Origin of the sequence: Micromonospora sp. NPDC049497 (assembly GCF_044465805.1) — a bacterium.
Classification (GTDB): domain Bacteria; phylum Actinomycetota; class Actinomycetes; order Mycobacteriales; family Micromonosporaceae; genus Micromonospora.
Map to the genome: position 1 here is coordinate 320,727 of NZ_JBITMC010000002.1, position 19,959 is coordinate 340,685.

At 72.1% G+C, this 19,959-nt stretch carries 21 protein-coding genes; 10 read left to right on the top strand and 11 right to left on the bottom strand.

Going from position 1 to position 19,959, the window contains the following annotated elements; all coding sequences use genetic code 11:
- Positions 1-114: 114 nt before the first annotated feature.
- A complete protein-coding gene (nadA, locus tag ACIBR0_RS04755; RefSeq protein ID WP_357038788.1) occupies positions 115-1,314 on the bottom strand; it encodes a quinolinate synthase NadA in 1,200 nt (399 codons plus the stop codon).
- Positions 1,315-1,382: 68 nt separating this feature from the next.
- Between nadA and ACIBR0_RS04760 the strand changes: the two genes are divergently transcribed.
- The 3 genes from ACIBR0_RS04760 (at position 1,383) to ACIBR0_RS04770 (ending at position 4,236) form a co-directional block, all read left to right on the top strand.
- Positions 1,383-2,522 carry a glycerate kinase gene (locus tag ACIBR0_RS04760; protein ID WP_396712710.1) on the top strand — a complete coding sequence of 380 codons (1,140 nt, stop codon included), beginning with the start codon at positions 1,383-1,385 and terminating at the stop codon, positions 2,520-2,522.
- A 166-nt stretch (positions 2,523-2,688) separates the two neighbouring features.
- Positions 2,689-3,057: an iron-sulfur cluster insertion protein ErpA gene (gene erpA, locus ACIBR0_RS04765; RefSeq protein WP_130338589.1), complete on the top strand. Its 369-nt coding sequence runs from the start codon at positions 2,689-2,691 to the stop codon at positions 3,055-3,057.
- A gap of 201 nt (positions 3,058-3,258) precedes the next feature.
- Positions 3,259-4,236: a carbohydrate kinase family protein gene (locus tag ACIBR0_RS04770; RefSeq protein WP_357040860.1), complete on the top strand. Its 978-nt coding sequence runs from the start codon at positions 3,259-3,261 to the stop codon at positions 4,234-4,236.
- Between the two features lie 89 nt (positions 4,237-4,325).
- On the opposite strand, the gene ACIBR0_RS04775 is transcribed toward ACIBR0_RS04770, so the two are convergent.
- Both ACIBR0_RS04775 and ACIBR0_RS04780 read right to left on the bottom strand, forming a co-directional pair.
- Positions 4,326-4,559: a sulfurtransferase TusA family protein gene (locus tag ACIBR0_RS04775; protein WP_357040854.1), complete on the bottom strand. Its 234-nt coding sequence runs from the start codon at positions 4,557-4,559 to the stop codon at positions 4,326-4,328.
- The gene (locus ACIBR0_RS04780) at positions 4,556-5,707 is read right to left on the bottom strand and encodes a cysteine desulfurase family protein (RefSeq protein WP_396712711.1); all 1,152 of its coding nucleotides are present in this window, start codon (positions 5,705-5,707) and stop codon (positions 4,556-4,558) included. The genes ACIBR0_RS04775 and ACIBR0_RS04780 overlap by 4 nt, the downstream gene beginning before the upstream one ends.
- 196 nt (positions 5,708-5,903) lie before the next feature.
- On the opposite strand from ACIBR0_RS04780, the gene coxB reads away from it, so the two are divergent.
- Both coxB and ACIBR0_RS04790 read left to right on the top strand, forming a co-directional pair.
- Complete coding sequence (gene coxB / locus ACIBR0_RS04785) at positions 5,904-6,872, top strand: cytochrome c oxidase subunit II (protein ID WP_357041586.1); 969 nt, start codon at positions 5,904-5,906, stop codon at positions 6,870-6,872.
- 10 nt (positions 6,873-6,882) lie between these two features.
- Positions 6,883-7,311 (top strand): cytochrome c oxidase subunit 4, encoded by a 429-nt coding sequence (locus ACIBR0_RS04790; protein ID WP_396712712.1) that lies wholly within the window; start codon positions 6,883-6,885, stop codon positions 7,309-7,311.
- 379 nt (positions 7,312-7,690) lie between these two features.
- Here ACIBR0_RS04790 and ACIBR0_RS04795 read toward each other — a convergent pair whose 3' ends face one another.
- The 4 genes from ACIBR0_RS04795 to ACIBR0_RS04810 all read right to left on the bottom strand — a co-directional run bounded on the left by ACIBR0_RS04795 (position 7,691) and on the right by ACIBR0_RS04810 (position 10,893).
- Positions 7,691-7,900 (bottom strand): hypothetical protein, encoded by a 210-nt coding sequence (locus tag ACIBR0_RS04795; RefSeq protein WP_396712713.1) that lies wholly within the window; start codon positions 7,898-7,900, stop codon positions 7,691-7,693.
- Positions 7,901-8,310: 410 nt separating this feature from the next.
- Positions 8,311-9,357 carry an anthranilate phosphoribosyltransferase gene (trpD, locus tag ACIBR0_RS04800; RefSeq protein ID WP_396712714.1) on the bottom strand — a complete coding sequence of 349 codons (1,047 nt, stop codon included), beginning with the start codon at positions 9,355-9,357 and terminating at the stop codon, positions 8,311-8,313.
- Positions 9,358-9,446: 89 nt separating this feature from the next.
- Entirely contained in the window at positions 9,447-9,842 is a 396-nt protein-coding gene (locus ACIBR0_RS04805; RefSeq protein WP_357033833.1) for a hypothetical protein, read from the bottom strand.
- 106 nt (positions 9,843-9,948) lie between these two features.
- A complete protein-coding gene (locus tag ACIBR0_RS04810; RefSeq protein WP_396712715.1) occupies positions 9,949-10,893 on the bottom strand; it encodes a cytochrome c oxidase assembly protein in 945 nt (314 codons plus the stop codon).
- 108 nt (positions 10,894-11,001) lie between these two features.
- Between ACIBR0_RS04810 and ACIBR0_RS04815 the strand changes: the two genes are divergently transcribed.
- From ACIBR0_RS04815 to ACIBR0_RS04835, 5 genes are all read left to right on the top strand, one after another.
- A complete protein-coding gene (locus tag ACIBR0_RS04815) occupies positions 11,002-11,601 on the top strand; it encodes a heme-copper oxidase subunit III (RefSeq protein WP_357033829.1) in 600 nt (199 codons plus the stop codon).
- A 72-nt stretch (positions 11,602-11,673) separates the two neighbouring features.
- The gene (locus ACIBR0_RS04820; RefSeq protein ID WP_357033827.1) at positions 11,674-12,510 is read left to right on the top strand and encodes a c-type cytochrome; all 837 of its coding nucleotides are present in this window, start codon (positions 11,674-11,676) and stop codon (positions 12,508-12,510) included.
- Between the two features lie 67 nt (positions 12,511-12,577).
- Entirely contained in the window at positions 12,578-13,666 is a 1,089-nt protein-coding gene (locus ACIBR0_RS04825) for a ubiquinol-cytochrome c reductase iron-sulfur subunit (RefSeq protein ID WP_396712716.1), read from the top strand.
- Positions 13,663-15,294, top strand: coding sequence for a cytochrome b N-terminal domain-containing protein (locus ACIBR0_RS04830; protein ID WP_357033823.1), 1,632 nt, complete (start codon positions 13,663-13,665; stop codon positions 15,292-15,294). Before ACIBR0_RS04825 ends, ACIBR0_RS04830 begins: the two co-directional genes overlap by 4 nt.
- Before the next feature lie 247 nt (positions 15,295-15,541).
- On the top strand, positions 15,542-16,207 hold the full coding sequence (locus tag ACIBR0_RS04835) for a DUF4142 domain-containing protein (protein ID WP_396712717.1): 666 nt from the start codon (positions 15,542-15,544) through the stop codon (positions 16,205-16,207).
- A gap of 77 nt (positions 16,208-16,284) precedes the next feature.
- Here ACIBR0_RS04835 and ACIBR0_RS04840 read toward each other — a convergent pair whose 3' ends face one another.
- Genes ACIBR0_RS04840 through ACIBR0_RS04855 form a run of 4 tightly spaced genes read right to left on the bottom strand, consistent with a single transcriptional unit; the run spans position 16,285 to position 19,890 of the window.
- On the bottom strand, positions 16,285-16,572 hold the full coding sequence (locus ACIBR0_RS04840) for an Lrp/AsnC family transcriptional regulator (RefSeq protein WP_088999172.1): 288 nt from the start codon (positions 16,570-16,572) through the stop codon (positions 16,285-16,287).
- Between the two features lie 36 nt (positions 16,573-16,608).
- The gene (locus ACIBR0_RS04845; RefSeq protein WP_396712718.1) at positions 16,609-17,517 is read right to left on the bottom strand and encodes an NDP-sugar synthase; all 909 of its coding nucleotides are present in this window, start codon (positions 17,515-17,517) and stop codon (positions 16,609-16,611) included.
- Entirely contained in the window at positions 17,514-18,056 is a 543-nt protein-coding gene (locus ACIBR0_RS04850; protein ID WP_396712719.1) for an NUDIX hydrolase, read from the bottom strand. The genes ACIBR0_RS04845 and ACIBR0_RS04850 overlap by 4 nt, the downstream gene beginning before the upstream one ends.
- Positions 18,057-18,099: 43 nt before the next feature.
- Positions 18,100-19,890: a RelA/SpoT family protein gene (locus tag ACIBR0_RS04855; protein WP_396712720.1), complete on the bottom strand. Its 1,791-nt coding sequence runs from the start codon at positions 19,888-19,890 to the stop codon at positions 18,100-18,102.
- Positions 19,891-19,959: the final 69 nt, after the last annotated feature.

Consider the following 19,959-nt stretch of genomic DNA (forward strand, 5'->3'; position numbering starts at 1 on the left):
CGTCGCCCCGGCAGCATAGCCCTCGGTGACGAGAATGACCCAGGTCACATCGCCCTGGACGGCATTTATCGGTGATCCGGCACTTTATCGTGCCAAGGGCGTTACGGAGAGTGGTCAGGCCGCGGTCGGCGGCGGGGTGTCCGCGCCGGGGAGGGCGAGCATCTGGTCCAGCGCCACGCGGGCGTGGTGGGCGGTGTCCTCGTCGACCGTGATCTGGTTGACCACCCGGCCGGCGACCAGTTCCTCCAGCGCCCACACCAGATGCGGCAGGTCGATCCGGTTCATCGTCGAGCAGTAGCAGACCGCCTTGTCGAGGAACATGATCTGCTTGTCCGGGTGGGCCAGCGCCAGCCGGCGGACCAGGTTCAGCTCGGTGCCCACCGCCCACGACGAGCCGGCCGGGGCCGCCTCGATCGCCTTGATGATGTACTCCGTCGAGCCGACGAAGTCGGCGGCGTTGACCACCTCGTGCCGGCACTCGGGGTGCACCAGCACGTTGACGCCCGGCACCCGCTCGCGCACGTCGTTGACGCTGTCCAGGGTGAACCGGCCGTGCACCGAGCAGTGCCCGCGCCACAGGATCATCTTCGCGTCGCGCAGCTGCTCCGGGGTCAGCCCGCCGTTCGGCTTGTGCGGGTCGTAGAGCACGCAGTCGTCGAGGGAGAGGCCCATCTCGAGCACCGCCGTGTTGCGGCCCAGGTGCTGGTCGGGCAGGAAGAGCACCTTCGACCCCTGCTCGTACGCCCAGTCCAGCGCGCGCTTCGCGTTGGACGAGGTGCAGACGACGCCCCCGTTGCGCCCGACGAAGCCCTTGATGTCCGCCGAGGAGTTCATGTACGTGACCGGGACGGTCTGGTCGGCGATGCCCAGGTCGCTGAGCACGTCCCAGGCCTTCTCGACCTGCGACAGCACGGCCATGTCGGCCATCGAGCAGCCCGCGGCCAGGTCCGGCAGGATCACCTTCTGGGCGTCCGAGGTGAGGATGTCGGCGCTCTCGGCCATGAAGTGCACACCGCAGAAGACGATGTACTCCGCGTCGGGGCGGGCCGCCGCCTCCCGGGCCAGCTTGAACGAGTCACCGGTCACGTCGGCGAACTGGATCACCTCGTCGCGCTGGTAGTGGTGCCCCAGCACGAACACCCGGGTGCCGAGCTTCGCCTTGGCCGCCGCCGCGCGGGCGACCAGATCAGGGTCGCTCGGGGCCGGCAGGTCACCCGGACACTCGACGCCACGCTCGGTGGCGGGGTCGCTGCCACGGCCGAGGAGCAGCAGTGCCGTGGCGGTGTTGGAGGGTTCTACCCAGGTCGACGTCACGTACCCCATGGTCCCACAGCGCGGGCGCGACGCAGCTTCCACCGGTGTGTGCTGCCACACTGCTGGGCATGCGCGTGCTGCTCTGTCCGGACAAGTTCGCGGGCACGCTGTCCGCCCCCGACGTGGCCGAAGCGGTCGCCGACGGCTGGCGTACGGTCGCCACCGCCGACGACCTGCTCATCCGGCCGCTCGCCGACGGTGGCCCCGGCTTCCTCGACGTCCTCGCCGAGGCCCTCGACACCCGCCGGGTGCCGGTGCCGACGGTCGACCCGCTGGGCCGGCCGGCGGCCGGTGAGATCCTGGTCACCGCCGACGGCGCGACCGCCTACCTGGAATGTGCCCAGGCGTGCGGCCTGCACCTGCTCACCGGAGAGGAACGCGACCCGAAGACCACCACCTCGTACGGGCTGGGGGTGCTCGTCGCGGCGGCCGTGGAGCACGGCGCGCGCCAGATCGTGGTCGGGCTGGGTGGCTCGGCCACCAACGACGCCGGGGCCGGGATGCTCACCGCGCTCGGCGTCACCCCGCTGGACTCCACGGGCGCGGCCCTGCCGTACGGGGGCGCCGCGCTGGCCGCGGTCGCCGCGCTCGACGGCGTGCCCCGGCTGCGCGGAGCCCGGCTGGTGGCCGCCACGGACGTGGACAACCCGCTCCTCGGCCTGCACGGGGCGAGCAACGTCTTCGGCCCGCAGAAGGGCGCCGACCGGGCCGACGTGCTGCTGCTCGACGCCGCGCTGGAGCGGTTCGCCGGCGTGCTGGAGCGCGACCTGCCGGGCTGCCCGCCGGGCCTCGGCGCGCTGCCCGGCGGCGGCGCGGCCGGTGGGCTCGGCGCGGCGATCCTCGCCCTGGGCGGCCGGTGCGAGTCGGGCATCGGCCTGGTCAACCGGGCGATCGGGCTGGACGCCGCGCTGGACGAGGTGGACCTGGTGATCACCGGCGAGGGGTCCTTCGACCACCAGTCGCTGCGCGGCAAGGTCGTCGCCGGGGTGGCCGGGGCCGCCCGGGACCGGGGGGTGCCCTGCGTGGTGGTGGCCGGCCGGGTCAGCACCGGGCGGCGGGAGGCCGCCGCGGCCGGGGTGACCGAGGCGTACAGCTTGGTGGAGCACTTCGGCGGTGCGGAGCACGGCGGCATGGAAGCGGCGATGGGCCGGCCCGCCGAGGGCCTCCGGGCGCTCGGCACCCGCCTGGCGCGGCAGTGGAGCCGCTGACGGTCGGCGCGGCGGGAAAACGCCGGAACCTGCGGCCCGGGTCACGCCACCCGGGCCGTTCCGCCGCAGGCGGCGTACGATCGAGGACGGACCACTCCGGGAATACTGGGCGACGCGCAACGTTGGCCAGTGCGTCCGGACCCATACCGCGCAGGGAGATTTCCACGTGACCACGCCAGCGCAGACCGAGTCGACCGAGGCCAAGGCCCCCACGTCCGTCGTCCTCACCGACGTCGCGGCGCAGAAGGTCAAGGCCCTGATCGAGCAGGAAGGCCGCGACGACCTGCGGCTCCGGGTCGCCGTGCAGCCCGGTGGCTGCTCCGGCCTGCGGTACCAGCTGTTCTTCGACGAGCGGTCGCTCGACGGTGACGTCGTCACCGACTTCGGCGGTGTCGAGGTCGTCGTCGACCGGATGAGCGCCCCCTACCTGGCCGGCGCCACCATCGACTTCGCCGACCGGATCGACGCCCAGGGCTTCACCATCGACAACCCCAACGCGGGCAGCTCCTGCGCCTGCGGCGACTCGTTCAGCTGAGTCGACCGCTCGCCGGCCCGCACCGGACGAGTTGACCAGAAACGGCGGGGCCGCCCCTGGAAAGGGGGCGGCCCCGCCGCTGTGTCCAGGGGCTTTCCCGGAGGTGGCGCCCGGATGTCCGCCGGTCGGCTGACCGGCGGCCGGCGGCCGGACCGGAACGGTAGGCTGACCGGCGCCGTGCTCCCGACCCCGAGGGCTGACATGAAGATCGCCGTGACCGGCTCGATCGCCACCGACCACCTGATGAGCTTCCCCGGCCGCTTCGCAGAGCAGCTGATCGCCGACCAGCTGCACAAGGTCTCGCTCTCCTTCCTGGTCGACGACCTGGTGCTGCGCCGCGGTGGTGTCGCCGCCAACATCGCCTTCGGCATGGGCCAGCTCGGCCTGCGGCCGGTCCTGGTCGGCGCGGTCGGCGCGGACTTCGCCGACTACCGCTCCTGGCTCGAGCGCCACGGCGTGGACTGCGACTCCGTGCACGTCAGCGAGATCGCGCACACCGCCCGCTTCGTCTGCACCACCGACACGGACATGTGCCAGATCGCCTCCTTCTACGCCGGGGCGATGAGCGAGGCGCGCAACATCGAGCTGGAGCCGGTCGCCCGCCGCCTGGACGGCCTCGACCTGGTCCTCGTCGGCGCGAACGACCCGCAGGCGATGCTGCGCCACTCCGCCGAGTGCCGGGAGCGGGGGTACGCGTTCGCGGCCGACCCGTCCCAGCAGCTGGCCCGGATGGAGGGCACGGACGTGGTCGGGCTGATCGAGGGCGCCGACTACCTGATGACCAACGACTACGAGAAGTCCCTGCTGCAGAGCAAGGCGGGCCTGAGCGACGCCCAGCTCCTCGACCTGGTCAAGGTGCGGGTCACCACGCTCGGCAAGGACGGCGTGGAGATCGCGGGGCGCGACGTCGACCCGATCCACGTGCCGATCGCGCGGGAGATCCGGGCGGTCGACCCGACCGGTGTCGGCGACGGCTTCCGGGCCGGCTTCTTCACGGCGCTGTCGTGGGGCCTCGGGCTGGAGCGGGCCGCTCAGGTGGGCTCGCTGCTCGCCACGCTGGTGCTGGAGACCGTGGGCACCCAGGAGTACGACGTCCGCCGCGACCTGTTCGTCAAGCGGCTCGCCGAGTCGTACGGCGACGGGGCGGCCGAGGACGTACGGCCGCACCTGCTCCCCTGATCCCGACGGGGTCCGCCGCGCCCGCCCTCGTGCCTACCGCACCGGGCGGGTTCGGCCGTTAAGAGGGGCCCTTCCTTACCGCCGCCCCGTCAGTGCTGGCGGCGGACGTCGTAGCCGGGGCCGTCCGGGCCGGGCACGGCGCCGAGGAACTCCTGGCCCCGCATCCGGCACCAGGCGGGGATGTCCACCGCCGCCGCCGGATCGTCGGCCAGCACCCGGACCACCGACCCGACGGGCAGCTCCGGCAGCCGGCGGGCGACCGCGATGACCGGCAGCGGACAGCGCTGCCCGCGGCAGTCGAGCACGTCGTCGGGGAACGTCACAGCCCCACCACCCCCGCCTCGGCGCGGAGTTCCGCCACGACGCCCGGCAGCTCGGCGAGGAACCGCTCCACCTCGGCCGCCGTCGTCTCCCGGTGCAGCGACACCCGCACGTTGCCGTGCGAGAGCACCCCCATCGCCTCCAGCACGTGCGACGGCCGCAGCGTCGACGACGTGCACGACGAGCCGGAGGACACCGCGAACCCGCGCCGGTCCAGCGCGTGCAGCAGCGCCTCGCCGTCCACGTACAGGCAGGAGAAGGTCACCAGGTGGGGGAGCCGGTGGTAAGGATCACCCACCACCTCGACGTCCGGCACCTCCGCGGCGACCCGCGCCCGGATCCGGTCCACCAGCGGCGCCAGCCGGGCCGCCTCCGCCGCCGCGTCGGCCGCCGCCGCGCGCAGGCTCGCCGCCGCCGCGACCACCGCCGGCAGGTTCACCACCCCGGGCGTACGCCCCGACTCCCGCTCGTCGGCCGGCCACGGCGACTCCCAGCGGGTGCCCTTGCGCACCACCAGCAGCCCCACGCCGGGCGGGCCGCCCCACTTGTGCGCGCTGGCGGTGAGCACCGACCAGCCCGCCGGCACCGGCGCCCGCCCCACCATCTGCGCCGCGTCCACCGACAGCGGCACCCCGGCGTCGGCGCAGGCCGCGGCCGCCTCGGCGACCGGCTGGACGGTGCCCACCTCGTGACTGGCGGCGATCAGCGCCGCGAGGGCCACCCCCGGGGCGCGTACCGCCTCCGACCAGGCCGTCAGGTCGAGCCGCCCCAGCCGGTCCACCGGCACCGACGTCGCCGTACCGCCCTCGGCGACGTGCTTCTCCCCGGCGTGCAGCACCGCGGAGTGCTCGATCGCCGAGTGCACCAGGGTGCGGCCGACCCGGCGGTGTCCGGCGAGGCCGCCGAGCACCGCGGAGTGCGCCGCCGCCGTACCGCTGGGGGTGAAGGACAGCTCGTCGGCGCGGACGCCGAGCGTGACCGCGGTGGCCTCGCGGGCGGCGTCGAGGAGTTGGCGGGCGCGGCGGGCCTGGCCGTACAGCCGGGCGGGGTCGGCCCAGCCGTCGTCGAGCGCGGCCAGCAGCGCCTGACGGGCGACCGGATGCAGGGGCACGGCGGTGGCCGCGTCCAGGTAGACCGGGGATGCGCTCACGGAAGCCAACGTATCGCGCCGGTATGCCCAAGATCCCCCCGATGGGGGCGGACAGTGACCCCAACACGGTCAGGCCCGTCATGGTCGAGTAATCTGCGACCGTCGGTGACGCCTTTGCCGCGGTGCTGCCGCTCCGCACAGCGGGGACCGGCAGGACGAGGACAGACACCGCGGCGCGCTAGGGAGGCAGGACCAGGTGGTCGCAAGGAGTTCGGAGGTACGGCCGTCGGTCGTACGGCACAGCGCTTCCCCAGGCGCCGGTCGGCGACGGGGGCGGAGTGCCGGTCGGCTCGCCGGGCTCGGTCTCGGCGGGGCGGCGCTGCTGGTCCTGCTCACGGGCTGTGACGTCGGCGGGACGTTCGCCGGCTTCGGCTGGCCGCAGGGCGGCATCACGCCCGAGGCCCACCGCATGTACGACCTGTGGATCGCGTCGTGCATCGCCGCGCTCGCGGTCGGCGTCTTCGTGTGGGGCCTGATCTTCTGGTGCGTGGTGCGGTACCGCAAGCGGGGCAACGAGCTTCCCGTGCAGACCCGCTACAACATGCCGATGGAGTTCCTCTACACCATCGCGCCGATCCTGATCGTCTCCGTGCTCTTCTACTACACGGCGATCGTGCAGACCGACGTGGTGCGCACCACCAAGAACCCCGACGTGACGGTCGAGGTGGTCGCCTTCAAGTGGAACTGGCAGTTCAACTACCGCGACGGGCAGGGACCCGAGGCCCAGACGGTCGCCTCCGTGCTCGGCACCAGTGAGGTCATCCCGATCCTGGTCCTCCCCACCGACCGGTCGATCCGGTTCGAGGAGACCAGCCGCGACGTCATCCACTCGTTCTGGGTGCCGGAGATGCTGTTCAAGCGGGACGTCTTCCCGGGCAAGATCCGCAACGTGTTCGAGATCTCGGAGTTCGAGGAGGAGGGCGCGTTCGTCGGCCGCTGCGCCGAGCTGTGCGGCAGCTACCACGCCTTCATGAACTTCGAGCTGCGGGTCGTCTCGCCGGAGAAGTACGACCAGTTCCTCGCCGCCAAGCGGGAGGGCAAGTCCACGCAGGACGCGCTGACCGCCATCGGCGAGGAGCCGTACGCGCAGACCACCCGGCCGTTCGAGACCCGGCGCAACACCGCCAACTTCAACCCGGACAGCGCTTCCGGCGCGGGAAACTGAGGGAGCGGGCATGAAGACCGAGTGGCGTATCTTCCTGATCATCGCCGGGTTCCTGCTCTTCGCGACCTTCCTCTACGGGGGCTGGACCGCCGCGGACGCGAACGGTCAGGTCGAGTGGGTCGGCACCGTCGCCCTGCTGCTGAGCTTCCTGCTGTGCACCATGTGCGGTGGCTTCTTCTGGTTCGTCTCCCGCCGTATCGACCTGCGCCCGGAGGACCGTCCGGACGGTGAGATCGCCGACGGCGCGGGCGAGATCGGCTTCTTCAGCCCGGGCAGCTACTGGCCGTTCGGCCTGGCGCTGGCCGCCTCGATCGCCGGCCTCGGCCTGGTGTTCTGGCAGATGTGGCTGCTGGGCGTCGGCCTGGTCGCGGTCACCTTCGCCGTCTGCGGCCTGCTCTTCGAGTACTACTCCGGCACCCGGCGCACCGCCGAGCACTGACCGGCCGGTCGCCCGACAGCACCGAGGCCCGTCTTCCCGTCCGGGGAGGCGGGCCTCGTCGTGCGGCTGGCGGGCTGCCGGGTACGCCTTCCAAGATCGTGCTCGATCCCGGGAGTAGTGCCCTCCCGGCGGCGGCGAGACCACTACTTCTACGTTCGAGCGCGATCTTGGCGCGCCGCCCGGGCGGCTGAGCGGCGCGGCGGTGCGGCGGTGCGGCGGTGCGGCGGCTGGGCGCACGGCGGCGCGGCGGCTGGGCGGCACGGCGGCTGGGCGGCTGGGCGGCGCGGCGGCTGGGCGGTGCGGCGGCGCGGCGGCTGGGCGACTGCGGTGGTGCGGCGGCTGGGCGACTGCGGCGGTGCGGCGGCTGGGCGGTGATTCGTCAGGCGGCGCGGCGGTGGGGCTCCGTCGGACGCCGCCGCCGGTCGGACAGGCGTGGCGCCTGGAACGTGAACGTGGCGATGAGCACGGCCGCTCCGCAGCCGGTGCAGATCAGCTCGGGGCAGTCGGCACCGTGGTCGTCGACACAGGGAGGAGCCTCGAACAGCTGAACGCCCTCGCAGACCTCGCAGTGCAACTCGCGGCTCGACACGGGCGTCTCCTCTCGCTCCGGGGGCTCCCGTCGGAAGGGACGGAAGCGGAGAACTACTCAGCTGTAGTTTTCCACGCGGGTCCGACAACCTCCCGCCACCCCGGCATCCCCGCTGTGCGCCGGCTCGGGCATCACGAGATCTTGGTAGGAAACGGCCCCTCCAGGGGCCGTTTCCTACCAAGATCTCTTTCGGTCCTGGGATGCGGGAGCGGAATCCCGCGCTACGGAAGGGTGGGCATCGCCGGAGTGGCTGCGGGCGGCGGATCCGGGCGGACGGCGGCGGCGGCGGACGATCTTGGCCCGACGGCCGACCGACGGCCGACCAGCGACCGACCGACGGAGCGCTGACGCGGTGGAGCGGTGGAGCGGTGGAGCGGTGGAGCGGTGGAGCGGCGGTCCACGGCGGCTGGTCAGGCGCCGCGGGCGACCTCGATCCAGCGGTCGAGAGTGCGGGCGGCGGACCCGGAGTCGATGGACTCGGCGGCGCGGTCCAGCCCGGCGCGCAGCGCCCCGGTGAGGTCACCGTCGAGTGGACCCTGGGTGGCCAGCGCCGCCGCCGCGTTGACGAGGACCGCGTCGCGGACCGGGCCTGTCTCGCCGTCCAGCAGGCGACGCACCACGCCGGCGTTGTGCGCGGCGTCCCCGCCCCGCAGGTCGGCGAGGGTGGCCCGGGGCACCCCGAGGTCGACGGCGTCCAGCACCGCCTCCCGCACGGCGCCGTTCTGGGCGGCCCAGACGCGGGTCGGCGCGGCGGTGGTGAACTCGTCCAGCCCGTCCTCGCCGCGCATCACCAGCACCGAGTCGCCGCGGGCGGCGAACACGCCCGCCATCACCGGGGCCATCCGGGCGTCGAAGCAGCCCACCGCGGCCGCCCGGGGTCGGGCCGGGTTGGTCAGCGGGCCGAGGAAGTTGAAGGCGGTCGGCACGCCCAGCTCGCGACGGGTGGAGCCGGCGTGCCGCATGCCGGGGTGGAACCGGGCGGCGAAGCAGAAGCCGATGCCGGCCTCGGCGACGCACCGGGCGACGCCCTCGGGGCCGAGGTCGAGCGGTACGCCGAGGAACTCCAGCACGTCGGCGGTGCCGCAGGAGGAGGACGCGGCCCGGTTGCCGTGCTTCACCACGCGGACTCCGGCGCCGGCCACCACCAGCGAGGCCATGGTGGAGATGTTGACGGTGTGGGCGAGGTCACCGCCGGTGCCGACGACGTCCAGCGCGCTGGCGCGCAGCTCCTCGGGCAGCTCCACCAGGACGGCCTTGCCGAGCATCGCCTCCACCAGACCGGCCAGCTCGGCGGAGGTCTCGCCCTTGGCCCGCAGCGCCACGGCGAAGCCGGCGATCTGCGCCGGGGCCGCCGAGCCGGACATGACCTCGCCCATGGCCCAGGCGGTGTCGGCGGTGGAGAGTTCCTCCCCGCGCAGCAGCGCGGCGAGGAGGTGCGGCCAGGTCCGATCGCCCATGGCGGGCCTCCCGAGCGTACGAGGTGCGGGTGGGATGGAGCCGGCGCCGGTCTTCTCCGGCACCGAGGTGTGGGCCGGAGTGCGGGACGTCAGGCGGGGGCGTGCGTCCGCAGCAGCTCGGCCACCGTCGTGCCGGTGGTCACCGGGTCGAGCGGGTGCACCAGGGTGGCGTCGACCTCGGCGTACGCGGCGAGCCATCGGTCGGCGGCGCGGGCGATCACCACGCAGGTCGGGGGAGCGTCGTCCCGGTCGTCCTTGATCTGGCGGGCGATGCCGATGCCGCCGCCCGGGCTGGCCTCACCGTCGAGCAGCATCAGGTGGATCTCGTAGTCGTCGACCAGGCGGACGCACTCGGCGTAGGTGGACGCCTCGACGAACTCGATCAGCAGCCCGGGCGCGGGCCGGGTGCCGACGGCGAGCCGCATCCGGTCGCGGACCTGCGGGTCGTCGCTGTAGAGCAGGACGGTGCACAGACGATCGCTCATGACTGAACTGGCTCCCACCTCGTAGCTGCCCGCTGATCGTACCGGTCGGTGTGACCTTGCCGACGTCCCGCCCGGCCCGGTGCTCGGGGCGTACCGTCCGCGCAGCTCAGGCGGGGCTCTCCGCGGCCCGCTGGCGGGCCTCCTGGCGGTCGAGGTCGCGGTCGATCCGGCGGGCCTCGCGCTCGGCCTGGCGCATCCACTGTACGACCAGGACGGCCAGCATGGTGACGCTCACCACCTCGCCGCCGGCCCACAGGATGCCGCCCGCGACGACCTGGTCCTCCCAGGGGTCGGCCCAGGTCAGGCCGAGCGACGGGTACCAGTCGCCGCCGAAGAGGGTGCTGCTCTGCATGATCGTGAGTCCGAGCACGGTGTGGAACGGCACCGACAGGAGCATCAGCAGGGCGCGGCCCGGGTACGGCCAGCGGCCGGGCAGCGGGTCGAGGCCGAGCAGTGGCCAGAAGAACACGCAGCCGGTCAGGATGAAGTGCGCGTGCACCATCTCGTGGGCCCAGGCGTGTTCGAGGGTGTAGCGGTAGAGGTCGGTGAAGTAGAGCGCGAACGGGTTGACCACGAAGATCGTGAAGGCGACCAGCGGGAAGGTGTAGACCCGGGCGATCCGGCTGTGCACGATCGCCAGCAGCCGCTTGCGGGGCCGGGGCGGCAGGGTGCGCAGCGCCAGCGTCATCGGCGCGCCCAGCGCCAGGAAGATCGGCGAGATCATCGACAGCGCCATGTGCTGCACCATGTGCACCGACAGCAGCGCCGTGTCGTACGCGTGCAGGCCGCTCACCGTGACCGCCGCGATGCCGCCCAGGCCGGGGCCGATGAAGAAGACGGTACGGGCGACCGGCCAGCGGTCGCCGCGCATCCGAAGCCGGTGCACCCCGTAGAGGTAGATTCCGGCGGCGAGCACCAGCCCGACGGCGAGCCAGCTGTCCAGCCGGGTCTCGGTGAACACCGAGGTGACGGTGAACGGCGGCGGGGTCGCCGCGGTCACCGCCGGCGCGGCGGCCGAGGTGGCGACGGAGATCGGATCGACGTGCAGCACGCTTTTCAGACTAGGCCAGGCGAACCGGACCTGACCGGTCGGGCCGCGGATGCCACGGGTTTGGCCCCCCGCTGATCGGCGGCCCCGGTCAGGGGCAATAATGACCGCGTGACTGCGGCCCCAGCCATTGACAAGAGCCGGATCCACTCCCTGACCCGACCCAACATGGTCAGCGTCGGGACGATCGTGTGGCTCTCCAGTGAACTCATGTTCTTCGCGGCGCTGTTCGCCATGTACTTCTCCATCCGCGCGGCGGCACCGGAGCAGTGGGCGGAACACACCGTGCACCTGAACATCCCGTACGCGACGACGTTCACGGTGATCCTGGTGCTCTCCTCGGTGACGTGCCAGCTCGGCGTGTTCGCCGCCGAGAAGGGTGACGTGCACGCGCTGCGGCGCTGGTTCACGATCACCTTCGTGATGGGCCTGATCTTCGTGCTCGGTCAGGTCAACGAGTACCGCGAGCTGGTGCACGCGGGCATCAAGATCAACGAAGACGGCTACGGGTCGATGTTCTACCTGACCACCGGCTTCCACGGTCTGCACGTGACCGGCGGTCTGATCGCCTTCATCATCTTCATGATCCGCACCACCATGGGCCGGTTCACGCCGGCGCAGGCCACCTCCGCGATCGTCGTGTCGTACTACTGGCACTTCGTCGACGTCGTGTGGATCGGGCTCTACGCCATGATCTACTGGCTTCAGTGATCTTGGCGCGTCACGAACCGCGCCGCTGCTCCGTCCCCTGAGACAAGGTCCAACCGGTTAAGGACACAGGTCATGACTTCTGACAACGACCGCCGACGCGGTCTGCTCGCGCGGCTGCGCGAGCGGCCCGCGGCGCGCAGCAGGGGCCGCCGCCGGCTGGGCGCCGCGGTCCGCCTGTTCGCCGCGCTGATGCTGGCCGGCGGCGCCTACACCGTCTTCGCCCCGGGCGTGCAGGCGCAGGACAATCCGCCGCTGACCGGCGCCGCCGCCGAGGGCAAGGCGCTGTTCGACGTGAGCTGTGTGACCTGTCACGGTCGCAACGCGCAGGGTGTCGAGGGCCGCGGGCCGAGCCTGATCGGCGTCGGCGCGGCCTCGGTGGAGTTCCAGGTCGGGACGGGCCGCATGCCGATGGCCCGTCAGGAGGCCCAGGCCATGCGCAAGCCGGAGCTCTTCACCGACGAGGAGGTCCGCCAGCTCGGGCAGTACATCCAGGAGCTGGGCGGCGGGCCGATCGTCCCCGAGGGTGACAACCTGCACGACGACGGGAACATCGCCGCCGGTGGCGAACTGTTCCGGATCAACTGCTCGTCGTGCCACGCGTTCGGCGGCGGCGGCGGGGCCCTCTCCTCGGGCAAGTACGCGCCGAGCCTACGGCCGGCCACCGACCGGCAGATCTACGCGGCCATGCTGAGCGGTCCGCAGAACATGCCGGTCTTCGGCGACAACCAGATCACGCCGGAGCAGAAGGCGGACCTGATCGCCTACATCCAGGAGACCCTGAAGCACGACCAGGACCCGGGCGGCTTCAACCTCGGCCGCTACGGCCCCTCCACCGAGGGCCTGGCGATCTTCCTGGTCGGCATCGTCGCGCTGGTCTTCGCCAGCCTGTGGATCGCGGGCAAGTCGTGACCGGCCGGAACGTGAGTACGATTGCGCTGGTGTCGCACGTCGGCACCGTCCGTAGCGAGGTGACGGCATGACCACCCACACCGAGCACCAGGCCCAGCAGGCCCGGGAACCGCTCGACGTGCAGGACCCCCGGCTGAGCCGGTTCGACATCGTCCTGGAGGGCGCGCGCCGGGACGACATCGAGATCGTCCACTACGAGCCGCAGGTCGTCCCGGGCAGCAAGGCCGAGCGCCGGCTGACCCGTACGGTCGCGCTGTTCTTCCTCCTCACCGGCCTGGCGGCGACCGCCTTCCTGGCGATCTTCATCTGGTGGCCGTGGGAGTACGCTCCGGGCCGCGGCGGCGACAAGTGGTACACCCCACTGCTCGGTGTGACCATGGGCATCTCCCTGCTGGCGGTCGGCTTCGGCATCCTGACCTGGGGCAAGAAGCTGCTGCCCAAGGAGGTGTCGATCCAGGACCGGCACGAGGGCGCGGTGAACGAGGACGACCGCGTCATCACCGGTCAGACCATGCTCTACATGGCCGACGAGCTGGGTGTGAAGCGCCGTCCGCTGCTCGGCATCTCGCTGCTGGCCGGTCTGGTGCCGGTCGGCGCGGTGGCCGCGGCCCCGCTGGTGGGTGGCCTGATCTCGCAGCCGCACAAGAACAACCAGATGTTCACCACCGGGTTCGCCCCGGCGGAGGGCGGCGGGAAGGTCCGGCTGGTCCGCGAGGACGGCCGTCCGGTCCGCCCGGCCGACGTGAGCACCGGCGGTCAGATCACCGTGTTCCCCGGCATCGAGCACGGCGTGAGCAACCAGCACGCGGACTCGCCGACCCTGCTGATCCACCTTCGTGACTCGGACGCCCAGGAGGCGCGCCAGGCCAACGAGCGGATCGGCCACGGCGACTACATGTGGGGCAACTACGCCGCCTACTCGAAGATCTGCACGCACGCCGGCTGCCCGGCGAGCCTGTACGAGCAGCAGACCAACCGTCTGCTCTGCCCGTGCCACCAGTCGCAGTTCCTCATCACCGACAACGCGAAGCCGATCTTCGGCCCGGCCAGCCGGCGGCTGCCCCAGCTGCCGATCGAGGTCGACGCCGAGGGCTTCTTCGTGGCGAAGTCCGACTACACCGAGACCGTCGGGCCCGACTTCTGGGAGCGGCCGTGAAGCGGCGAAAGATTGACATGGCGGCCGTGCCGGGCAACGCCGCGCGGGGAGTGGACGACCGCTTCCAGGTGGCGACCCCGCTGCGGCGGCTGCTGAACAAGGTGTTCCCGGACCACTGGTCGTTCCTGCTCGGCGAGATCGCGCTCTTCTCGTTCGTGATCCTGCTGCTGACCGGTGTCTTCCTGACCTTCTTCTACGAGCCGGCGATGACCGAGGTCGTCTACAATGGCAGCTACGCCCCGCTGCGGGGCACGCCGATGTCCGCCGCGTACGCCTCCAGCCTGGACCTGTCGTTCGACGTCCGGGGTGGTCTGATCATGCGGCAGATGCACCACTGGTCGGCGCTGCTGTTCATGGCCTCGATCGTCGTGCACATGATGCGGGTCTTCTTCACCGGCGCGTTCCGCAAGCCGCGTGAGACGAACTGGATCATCGGTTCGCTGCTGTTCTGGGTCGGCTTCCTCGCCGGCTTCACCGGCTACTCGCTGCCGGACGACGGCCTGTCCGGCACCGGCCTCCGGATCGCCTCGGCGATCATGCTCTCCATCCCGGTGATCGGCTCCTGGCTCACCTCGTCGATCTTCGGTGGCGAGTTCCCCGGCACGATCATCATCAGCCGGTTCTTCATCGCCCACGTGCTGCTCATCCCGGGTCTGCTGGTCGCGCTGATCAGCGTCCACCTGGGCCTGGTCTTCAAGCAGAAGCACACCCAGTGGCCCGGCCCCGGCCGGACCAACGGCAACGTGGTCGGCGAGCGCATGTTCCCGCGGTACGCGCTCAAGCAGGGCGGCTTCTTCATGGTCGTCTTCGGCGTCGTCGCGCTGATGGGCGGTCTGTTCCAGATCAACCCGATCTGGCTGTTCGGTCCGTACGAGGCGTGGGTGGTCTCGGCCGCCAGCCAGCCCGACTGGTACGTCATGTTCCTCGACGGCTCGACCCGTCTGATGCCGGCGTGGGAGATCAACATCCCGATCGGTGACGGGTACGTGATCCCGCCGCTGTTCTGGCCGACGGTCGTCCTGCCGGGCATCCTGGTGGGCCTGTCGACGCTGTACCCGTTCATGGAGGCGCGGCACCTGAAGGACCGCAAGAGCCACAACCTGCTCCAGCGGCCGCGCGACGTCCCGGCCCGCACGGCGGTCGGCGCCATGGCGGTCTCCTTCTACGTGGTGCTGACGCTCTCCGGCGCGAACGACGTGATCGCGGACAAGTTCCAGATCAGCCTGAACGCGATGACCTGGGCCGGCCGGGTCGGCCTGCTGGTGGTCCCGCCGCTTGCCTACTACCTCACCTACCGGGTCTGCCTGGGTCTCCAGCAGCACGACCGGGAGGTGCTCGCCCACGGCGTCGAGACCGGCATCATCCGGCGGCTGCCGGACGGTCGGTTCGTCGAGGTGCACCAGCCGCTCAGCGCGTCCAACGGGCACGCCGACGGTCACGGTGCGCTGGAGTACGCCGGCTGGGTCGTGCCGAAGAAGATGAACCGGCTCGGTGCCCTCGGCCCGGCCATCCGGGGCTTCTTCTACCCGATCGAGAAGCCGGCCGAGGCGCCGGTCTCGCCGGGCCACCCGCCGGTCGAAGCCCGACCGGAGCGGGAGGAGATCACCAGCGGCGAACCCCGCCGCTGACCCTCGCGACACACGTGGCGCCCGCCGGAACGATCCGGCGGGCGCCACGTCGTTTCCGGCCCTCACCCACGCCCGCCATCACGCAGGTCAGGTCGGTGCAAAACGGGTGTAGCGTGCCGAAAGGGGTCCGAAAGGGCAAGATCGCGCATGCGATGGGTCGCGGGAGGGCGGCCAGGGACGGGTGGATCCAGGAATAACGCCGGTCAGCCGGGTATCCGTGCGGTCCAACGTCTCAAGGGGGGGAAGCATGTTGGGAATCAAACGTCTGGGCCTGCTGGCCGCACTGGTGCTGGTTGGTATCGCACCCGCCGCGGCCGCACAGGCCGTGGCGCAGCCGTCAGAGCAGGACACCCAGTATCTGCAGGCAGTCCACCAGGTGAACCTGTTCGAGATCACCGCCGGCGACCTGGCCCAGCAGAAGGGCGAGAGCCAGGGGGTGAAGGACCTGGGTGAGCGCTTCAAGACCGACCACACGCAGCTGGACCAGTCGGTCCAGGAGGTCGCCGACAATCTCGACGTCGAGCTGCCGGATGAACCCAACCAGGAGCAGCAGGGCGTGCTCGACCAGCTGAACAACGTCAGCGGCCAGGAGTTCGACCGGCTGTGGGTGACCAAGGAGCTGGCCGGTCACGTCCAGTCCATCCAGGCTACCCAGACGGAGATCTCGCAGGGCTCCGAGCAGTCGGTGGTCCAGTTGGCGCAGACCGCGCTGCCGACCCTGCAGGCGCACTACGACGCGCTTGTGGAACTGGCTCAGCAGCTGGGCATCCCGGTTCCGCAGACCACCGGCACCCCGAGCCCGGGCGGGACCGCACCGGCTCCGGCCCCGGGCGGTACCACCGGGACGCCGGCTCCGGGCGGCACCGAGACGCCCGCTCCGGGCACCGCGACGCCGGCTCCGACCGGAAGCTGACGTCCGTCACCGACGGCCGGTCCACCCTCGGGTGGGCCGGCCGCCGCGTGTCCGGGGGCGGATCCGGGCGTCGGTGGTCAGTCGGCGTTCGCGAGACCGATCGCGAAGGCCTCCTCCAGGTCGTGCTGGGAGTACGCGCGGAAGGCGATGTGCGACTCGGTGTTGAGCACGCCGGGGACCTTGGAGATGCTGCCGGCGATCACCTGGGCGATCTGCTCGAACTCCCGCACCCGCACCATGGCGATCAGGTCGACGTGTCCGGCCACCGAGTAGACCTCGCTGACGCCGGGCAGGTTGGCCAGGTTCTCGGCCACCTCGGGGATCGAGTCGGTGGCGCAGTCGATCAGGACGATCGCGGTGATCACGGGACAGTTCTCCGTTCGTCGGCGTCGTCGCCCATGCTAGAGGCTCCCCGGCCCGGTGAGCGGGGGAGTGGCCGCCACCGTCAGGTCCCCGCCCGCGCGGACCGCGTCGCACAGGTGCTCGCCGGAGTGCACGGCGGCTCCCCGCCAGACCACCGCGCGGGTGAGGTCGCCGTGCACGACCGCCCCGGCCCCGACAACCGATTCCCGGCACCGGCCGGTCACCGTGGCGGTCGGGTCGACCAGGTTCCCGCCTCCGGCGGCGTGCCGGTTGGCCGCCAGGTAGTCGCCGGGCGTGCCGGTGTCCAGGAAGGTCCCCGGGTACGGCACCACGGTCAGCGCCCCGGCCGCCTCGGCCGGCCGCCAGACGGCCCGGACCAGGTCACCGAACTCCACCGGCAGGTCCCGTACCAGCCGCCAGGGCAGCAGGGAGAAGCCGGTGAACACGTGCCCGTCGAAGGTGCCCGGAGCCGTGGGGTCCGCGGCGGGCTGGCCGAGCAGGCGTACGGTCTCGCCGTCCCAGTCCCGCAGCAGCGCGGCGATGTCCGGGCCCGGCGGCGCCGTCTCATCGGCCAGGTACGCGTCGGCGTTGCCGACGAGCACGCCCCGCCCGCCGATCCAGTCCCGCAGCTTCGCCACACCGCCGGCGGTCCCCAGCGGGCCGTCCGGCTCCACCGAGCGGTGCGCCCGCTCGCCGACGTGGCGGACCACCTGGTCGGCGAGGTAGCTGGCGTTCACCGCGACCCGGTCCGGGCCGGCCAGTCCCAGCCCGGCGAGCCGGGCGAGCGCCCGGTCGAGCAGCGCCACGTTCCCCACCGGACAGAGCGCCTTGGGGACCCGCTCGGTCAGCGGTCGCAGCCGGGTGCCCTCACCCGCGGCGAGCACCACCGCACAGACCTCGACGCCGCCGGACCGCACGGCCGGTCGCCGGGCCCCGTCGGCGGTCACGGCCGGTCGTCGGCGACCGGCGGCGGGAACTGCCCGGCCAGCGGCCCGATGTCGTAGTACGCCAGCAGGCGCGCCGTCGGCCAGGTCAGCTTCGGCAGGTCGTCCAGCGGGTGCCAGGCGGCCTCGAACACCTCGGCGCCGTCCACCGTCAGGGTGGTGGTTGACGCCGGCACCTCGGCCGTGAACACCACGTCCACCCAGCCCTTGTCGTGCACGATCGCGTTGGGCACCGCCGGGCGCAGCTCGCGCGGCGAGAGCCGGATGCCGGACTCCTCGTACAGCTCACGGGCCGCCCCCACGATCGGAGCCTCCCGCTGCTGCAACAGACCGGCGGGCAGCGACCAGCCCCTGCCGGGCGGCTGGCGCAGCAGCAGCAGACGACCCGCCCCCTCGGCCTCGGCGTCCCGGACCAGGGTGACCGCGCCGACGATGTACTTGGGCACGGCGAGCCGGACCAGCCGGCGCCGCACCGGCAGCGGCAGTCGGTAGAAGACCTGGTACGCGACGGCGCGGCCGGTGAGGCGGGAGCGGGGGATCATGGGTCCAGGCTAGTGGCCGCGAGGAACTCTCCACCCGCAGGAGTCACTGCCGGTGGTCGACCAGGTCGATGAGCTGCCGGACCACCGCGTCCGGCTCGAGCACGCGGTCGAAGACCGCCACCAGCATCGTCTCCAGGTCGGGGTAGCCCAACTCCTCGGAGAGCCGCAGCAGGGGCAGGTCGCTGGCGAGCCCCCGGTTGTACGTGCGCAGGGCCAGCCCGATGGTGGCCCGCCCGAGGCGCACCTTGTCGGTGATCGAGATGCCCGGCTCGGTGTGGTCGGAGAACCAGCGGTTGATCTGCATCTGCGCCTGCGGTGACTTCACGAAGCCCAGCCACTCCCGGCGGGGCCCGCGCGGGGCGGCGTCGGCCTCGAACCCGTTGGCGGCGTCGGTCTCGGTGAAGATCTCCACCACGTCACCCTCGTCCAGCTCCGAGGAGAGCGGGGCGAGCCGGCCGTTGATCCGGGCAGCCAGGCAGTGGTCGCCGCGCTCGGCGCCCAACTCGTACGCGAGGTCGACCGGGGTCGCGCCGGCCGGCAGCACCACCTGGCGCCCGTCGGCGAAGACCTGGATCTGCGCCTCGGCCAGGTCGCAGCGCAGCGATTCGAGGAACTGGGCCGGGTCGGCGGCGTCCTGCTCCCAGTCGAGCACCCGGCGCAGCCAGTCGAGCTGCTCGGCGCGGGCGCTGGCACTGCCGCCGGCGCGGGGGAAGCGGAAGTCGGCGGCGATGCCGTACTCGGCCCAGCGGTGCATCTCCTCGGTGCGGATCAGCACCTCCACCGTGCGGTCGTCGGGGCCGAGCACGCTGGTGTGCAGGGACCGGTAAAGGTTGTTCTTCGGGGAGGCGATGAAGTCCTTGAAACGGCCGGGGACCGGTCGCCAGGTCCCGTGGATGGCGCCCAGGGCGGCGTAGCAGTCGGTGGGCGGGCCGTCCACCACCACCGCGATGCGGGGCAGGTCGAACGGGCTGGCGTGCCCGCCGGCCACGGTGTCCTTCCAGATCGAGTACAGGTGCCGGGGCCGGGGCGTGACCTGCGCGTCGACCCGGCTGTGCCGCAGCGCGGTCTTCGCCCGGCCGACCACCGCGTCGAGGTACGCGTCCCAGCCCGGCCGGTCGTGCACGTGCCGGGCGATCCGCGCGTGCTCGTCCGGCTCCAGGTGCAGCAGCACCACGTCGTCCAGTTCGCGTTTCAGGGTCTGGATGCCGAGCCGGTCGCAGAGCGGGACCAGCACCTCCTGCGTCTTGCGGGCGATGCGTTCCCGGGACGCGGCGGACCGGACGCCGAGCGTGCGCATGTTGTGGAGGCGGTCGGCCAGCTTGATGATCAGCACCCGGACGTCCTTGCCGGCGGCGATGATCATCTTCCGGATCGTCTCGGCCTCGGCGGCCGTGCCGTAGAACGCCTTGTCGAACTTGGTCACCCCGTCGACGAGGTGGGCCACCTCCGGGCCGAAGTCCTCCGCGAGGGCCTGGAGCGTGTAGCGGGTGTCCTCCACGGTGTCGTGCAGCAGCGCGGCGACCAGGGTCGTGGTGTCCATGCCGAGCTCGGCGCAGATCTGCGCGACCGCCAGCGGGTGCGTGATGTAGGGCTCGCCGCTCTTGCGGAACTGCCCCCGGTGCATGTTCTCCGCGATCGTGTACGCCCGGCGCAGCACCGCCGGATCGGTGCCGGAGTGGATGGCCCGGTGGGCGCGGACGAGGTGGGCGACCGGCTCGTTCTCGGTGGTCGGCCAGGTGAGCAGCGACCGCAGTCGACGTGTCAGGGGCAGCTCGCCCGGCCGGGTCGGAAGGGCGCCCCCCAGGGCGGCGCCGTGTCCGGCGTCGACGTCCACGTGGGACACCTCCTCACCCCGGCTCCACGGCCGCCGGACCCCGGCAACCGGAAGCAGGCCCACGAAACG

Bases quoted from the DNA above. Each gene is read 5' to 3' on its own strand.
- ACIBR0_RS04760 (WP_396712710.1), top strand. From the start codon at position 1,383: ATGCGCGTGCTGCTCTGTCCGGACAAGTTCGCGGGCACGCTGTCCGCC.
- ACIBR0_RS04770 (WP_357040860.1), top strand. From the start codon at position 3,259: ATGAAGATCGCCGTGACCGGCTCGATCGCCACCGACCACCTGATGAGC.
- ACIBR0_RS04790 (WP_396712712.1), top strand. From the start codon at position 6,883: ATGAAGACCGAGTGGCGTATCTTCCTGATCATCGCCGGGTTCCTGCTC.
- trpD (WP_396712714.1), bottom strand. From the start codon at position 9,357: ATGGGCGATCGGACCTGGCCGCACCTCCTCGCCGCGCTGCTGCGCGGG.
- ACIBR0_RS04805 (WP_357033833.1), bottom strand. From the start codon at position 9,842: ATGAGCGATCGTCTGTGCACCGTCCTGCTCTACAGCGACGACCCGCAG.
- ACIBR0_RS04820 (WP_357033827.1), top strand. From the start codon at position 11,674: ATGACTTCTGACAACGACCGCCGACGCGGTCTGCTCGCGCGGCTGCGC.
- ACIBR0_RS04825 (WP_396712716.1), top strand. From the start codon at position 12,578: ATGACCACCCACACCGAGCACCAGGCCCAGCAGGCCCGGGAACCGCTC.
- ACIBR0_RS04835 (WP_396712717.1), top strand. From the start codon at position 15,542: ATGTTGGGAATCAAACGTCTGGGCCTGCTGGCCGCACTGGTGCTGGTT.
- ACIBR0_RS04850 (WP_396712719.1), bottom strand. From the start codon at position 18,056: ATGATCCCCCGCTCCCGCCTCACCGGCCGCGCCGTCGCGTACCAGGTC.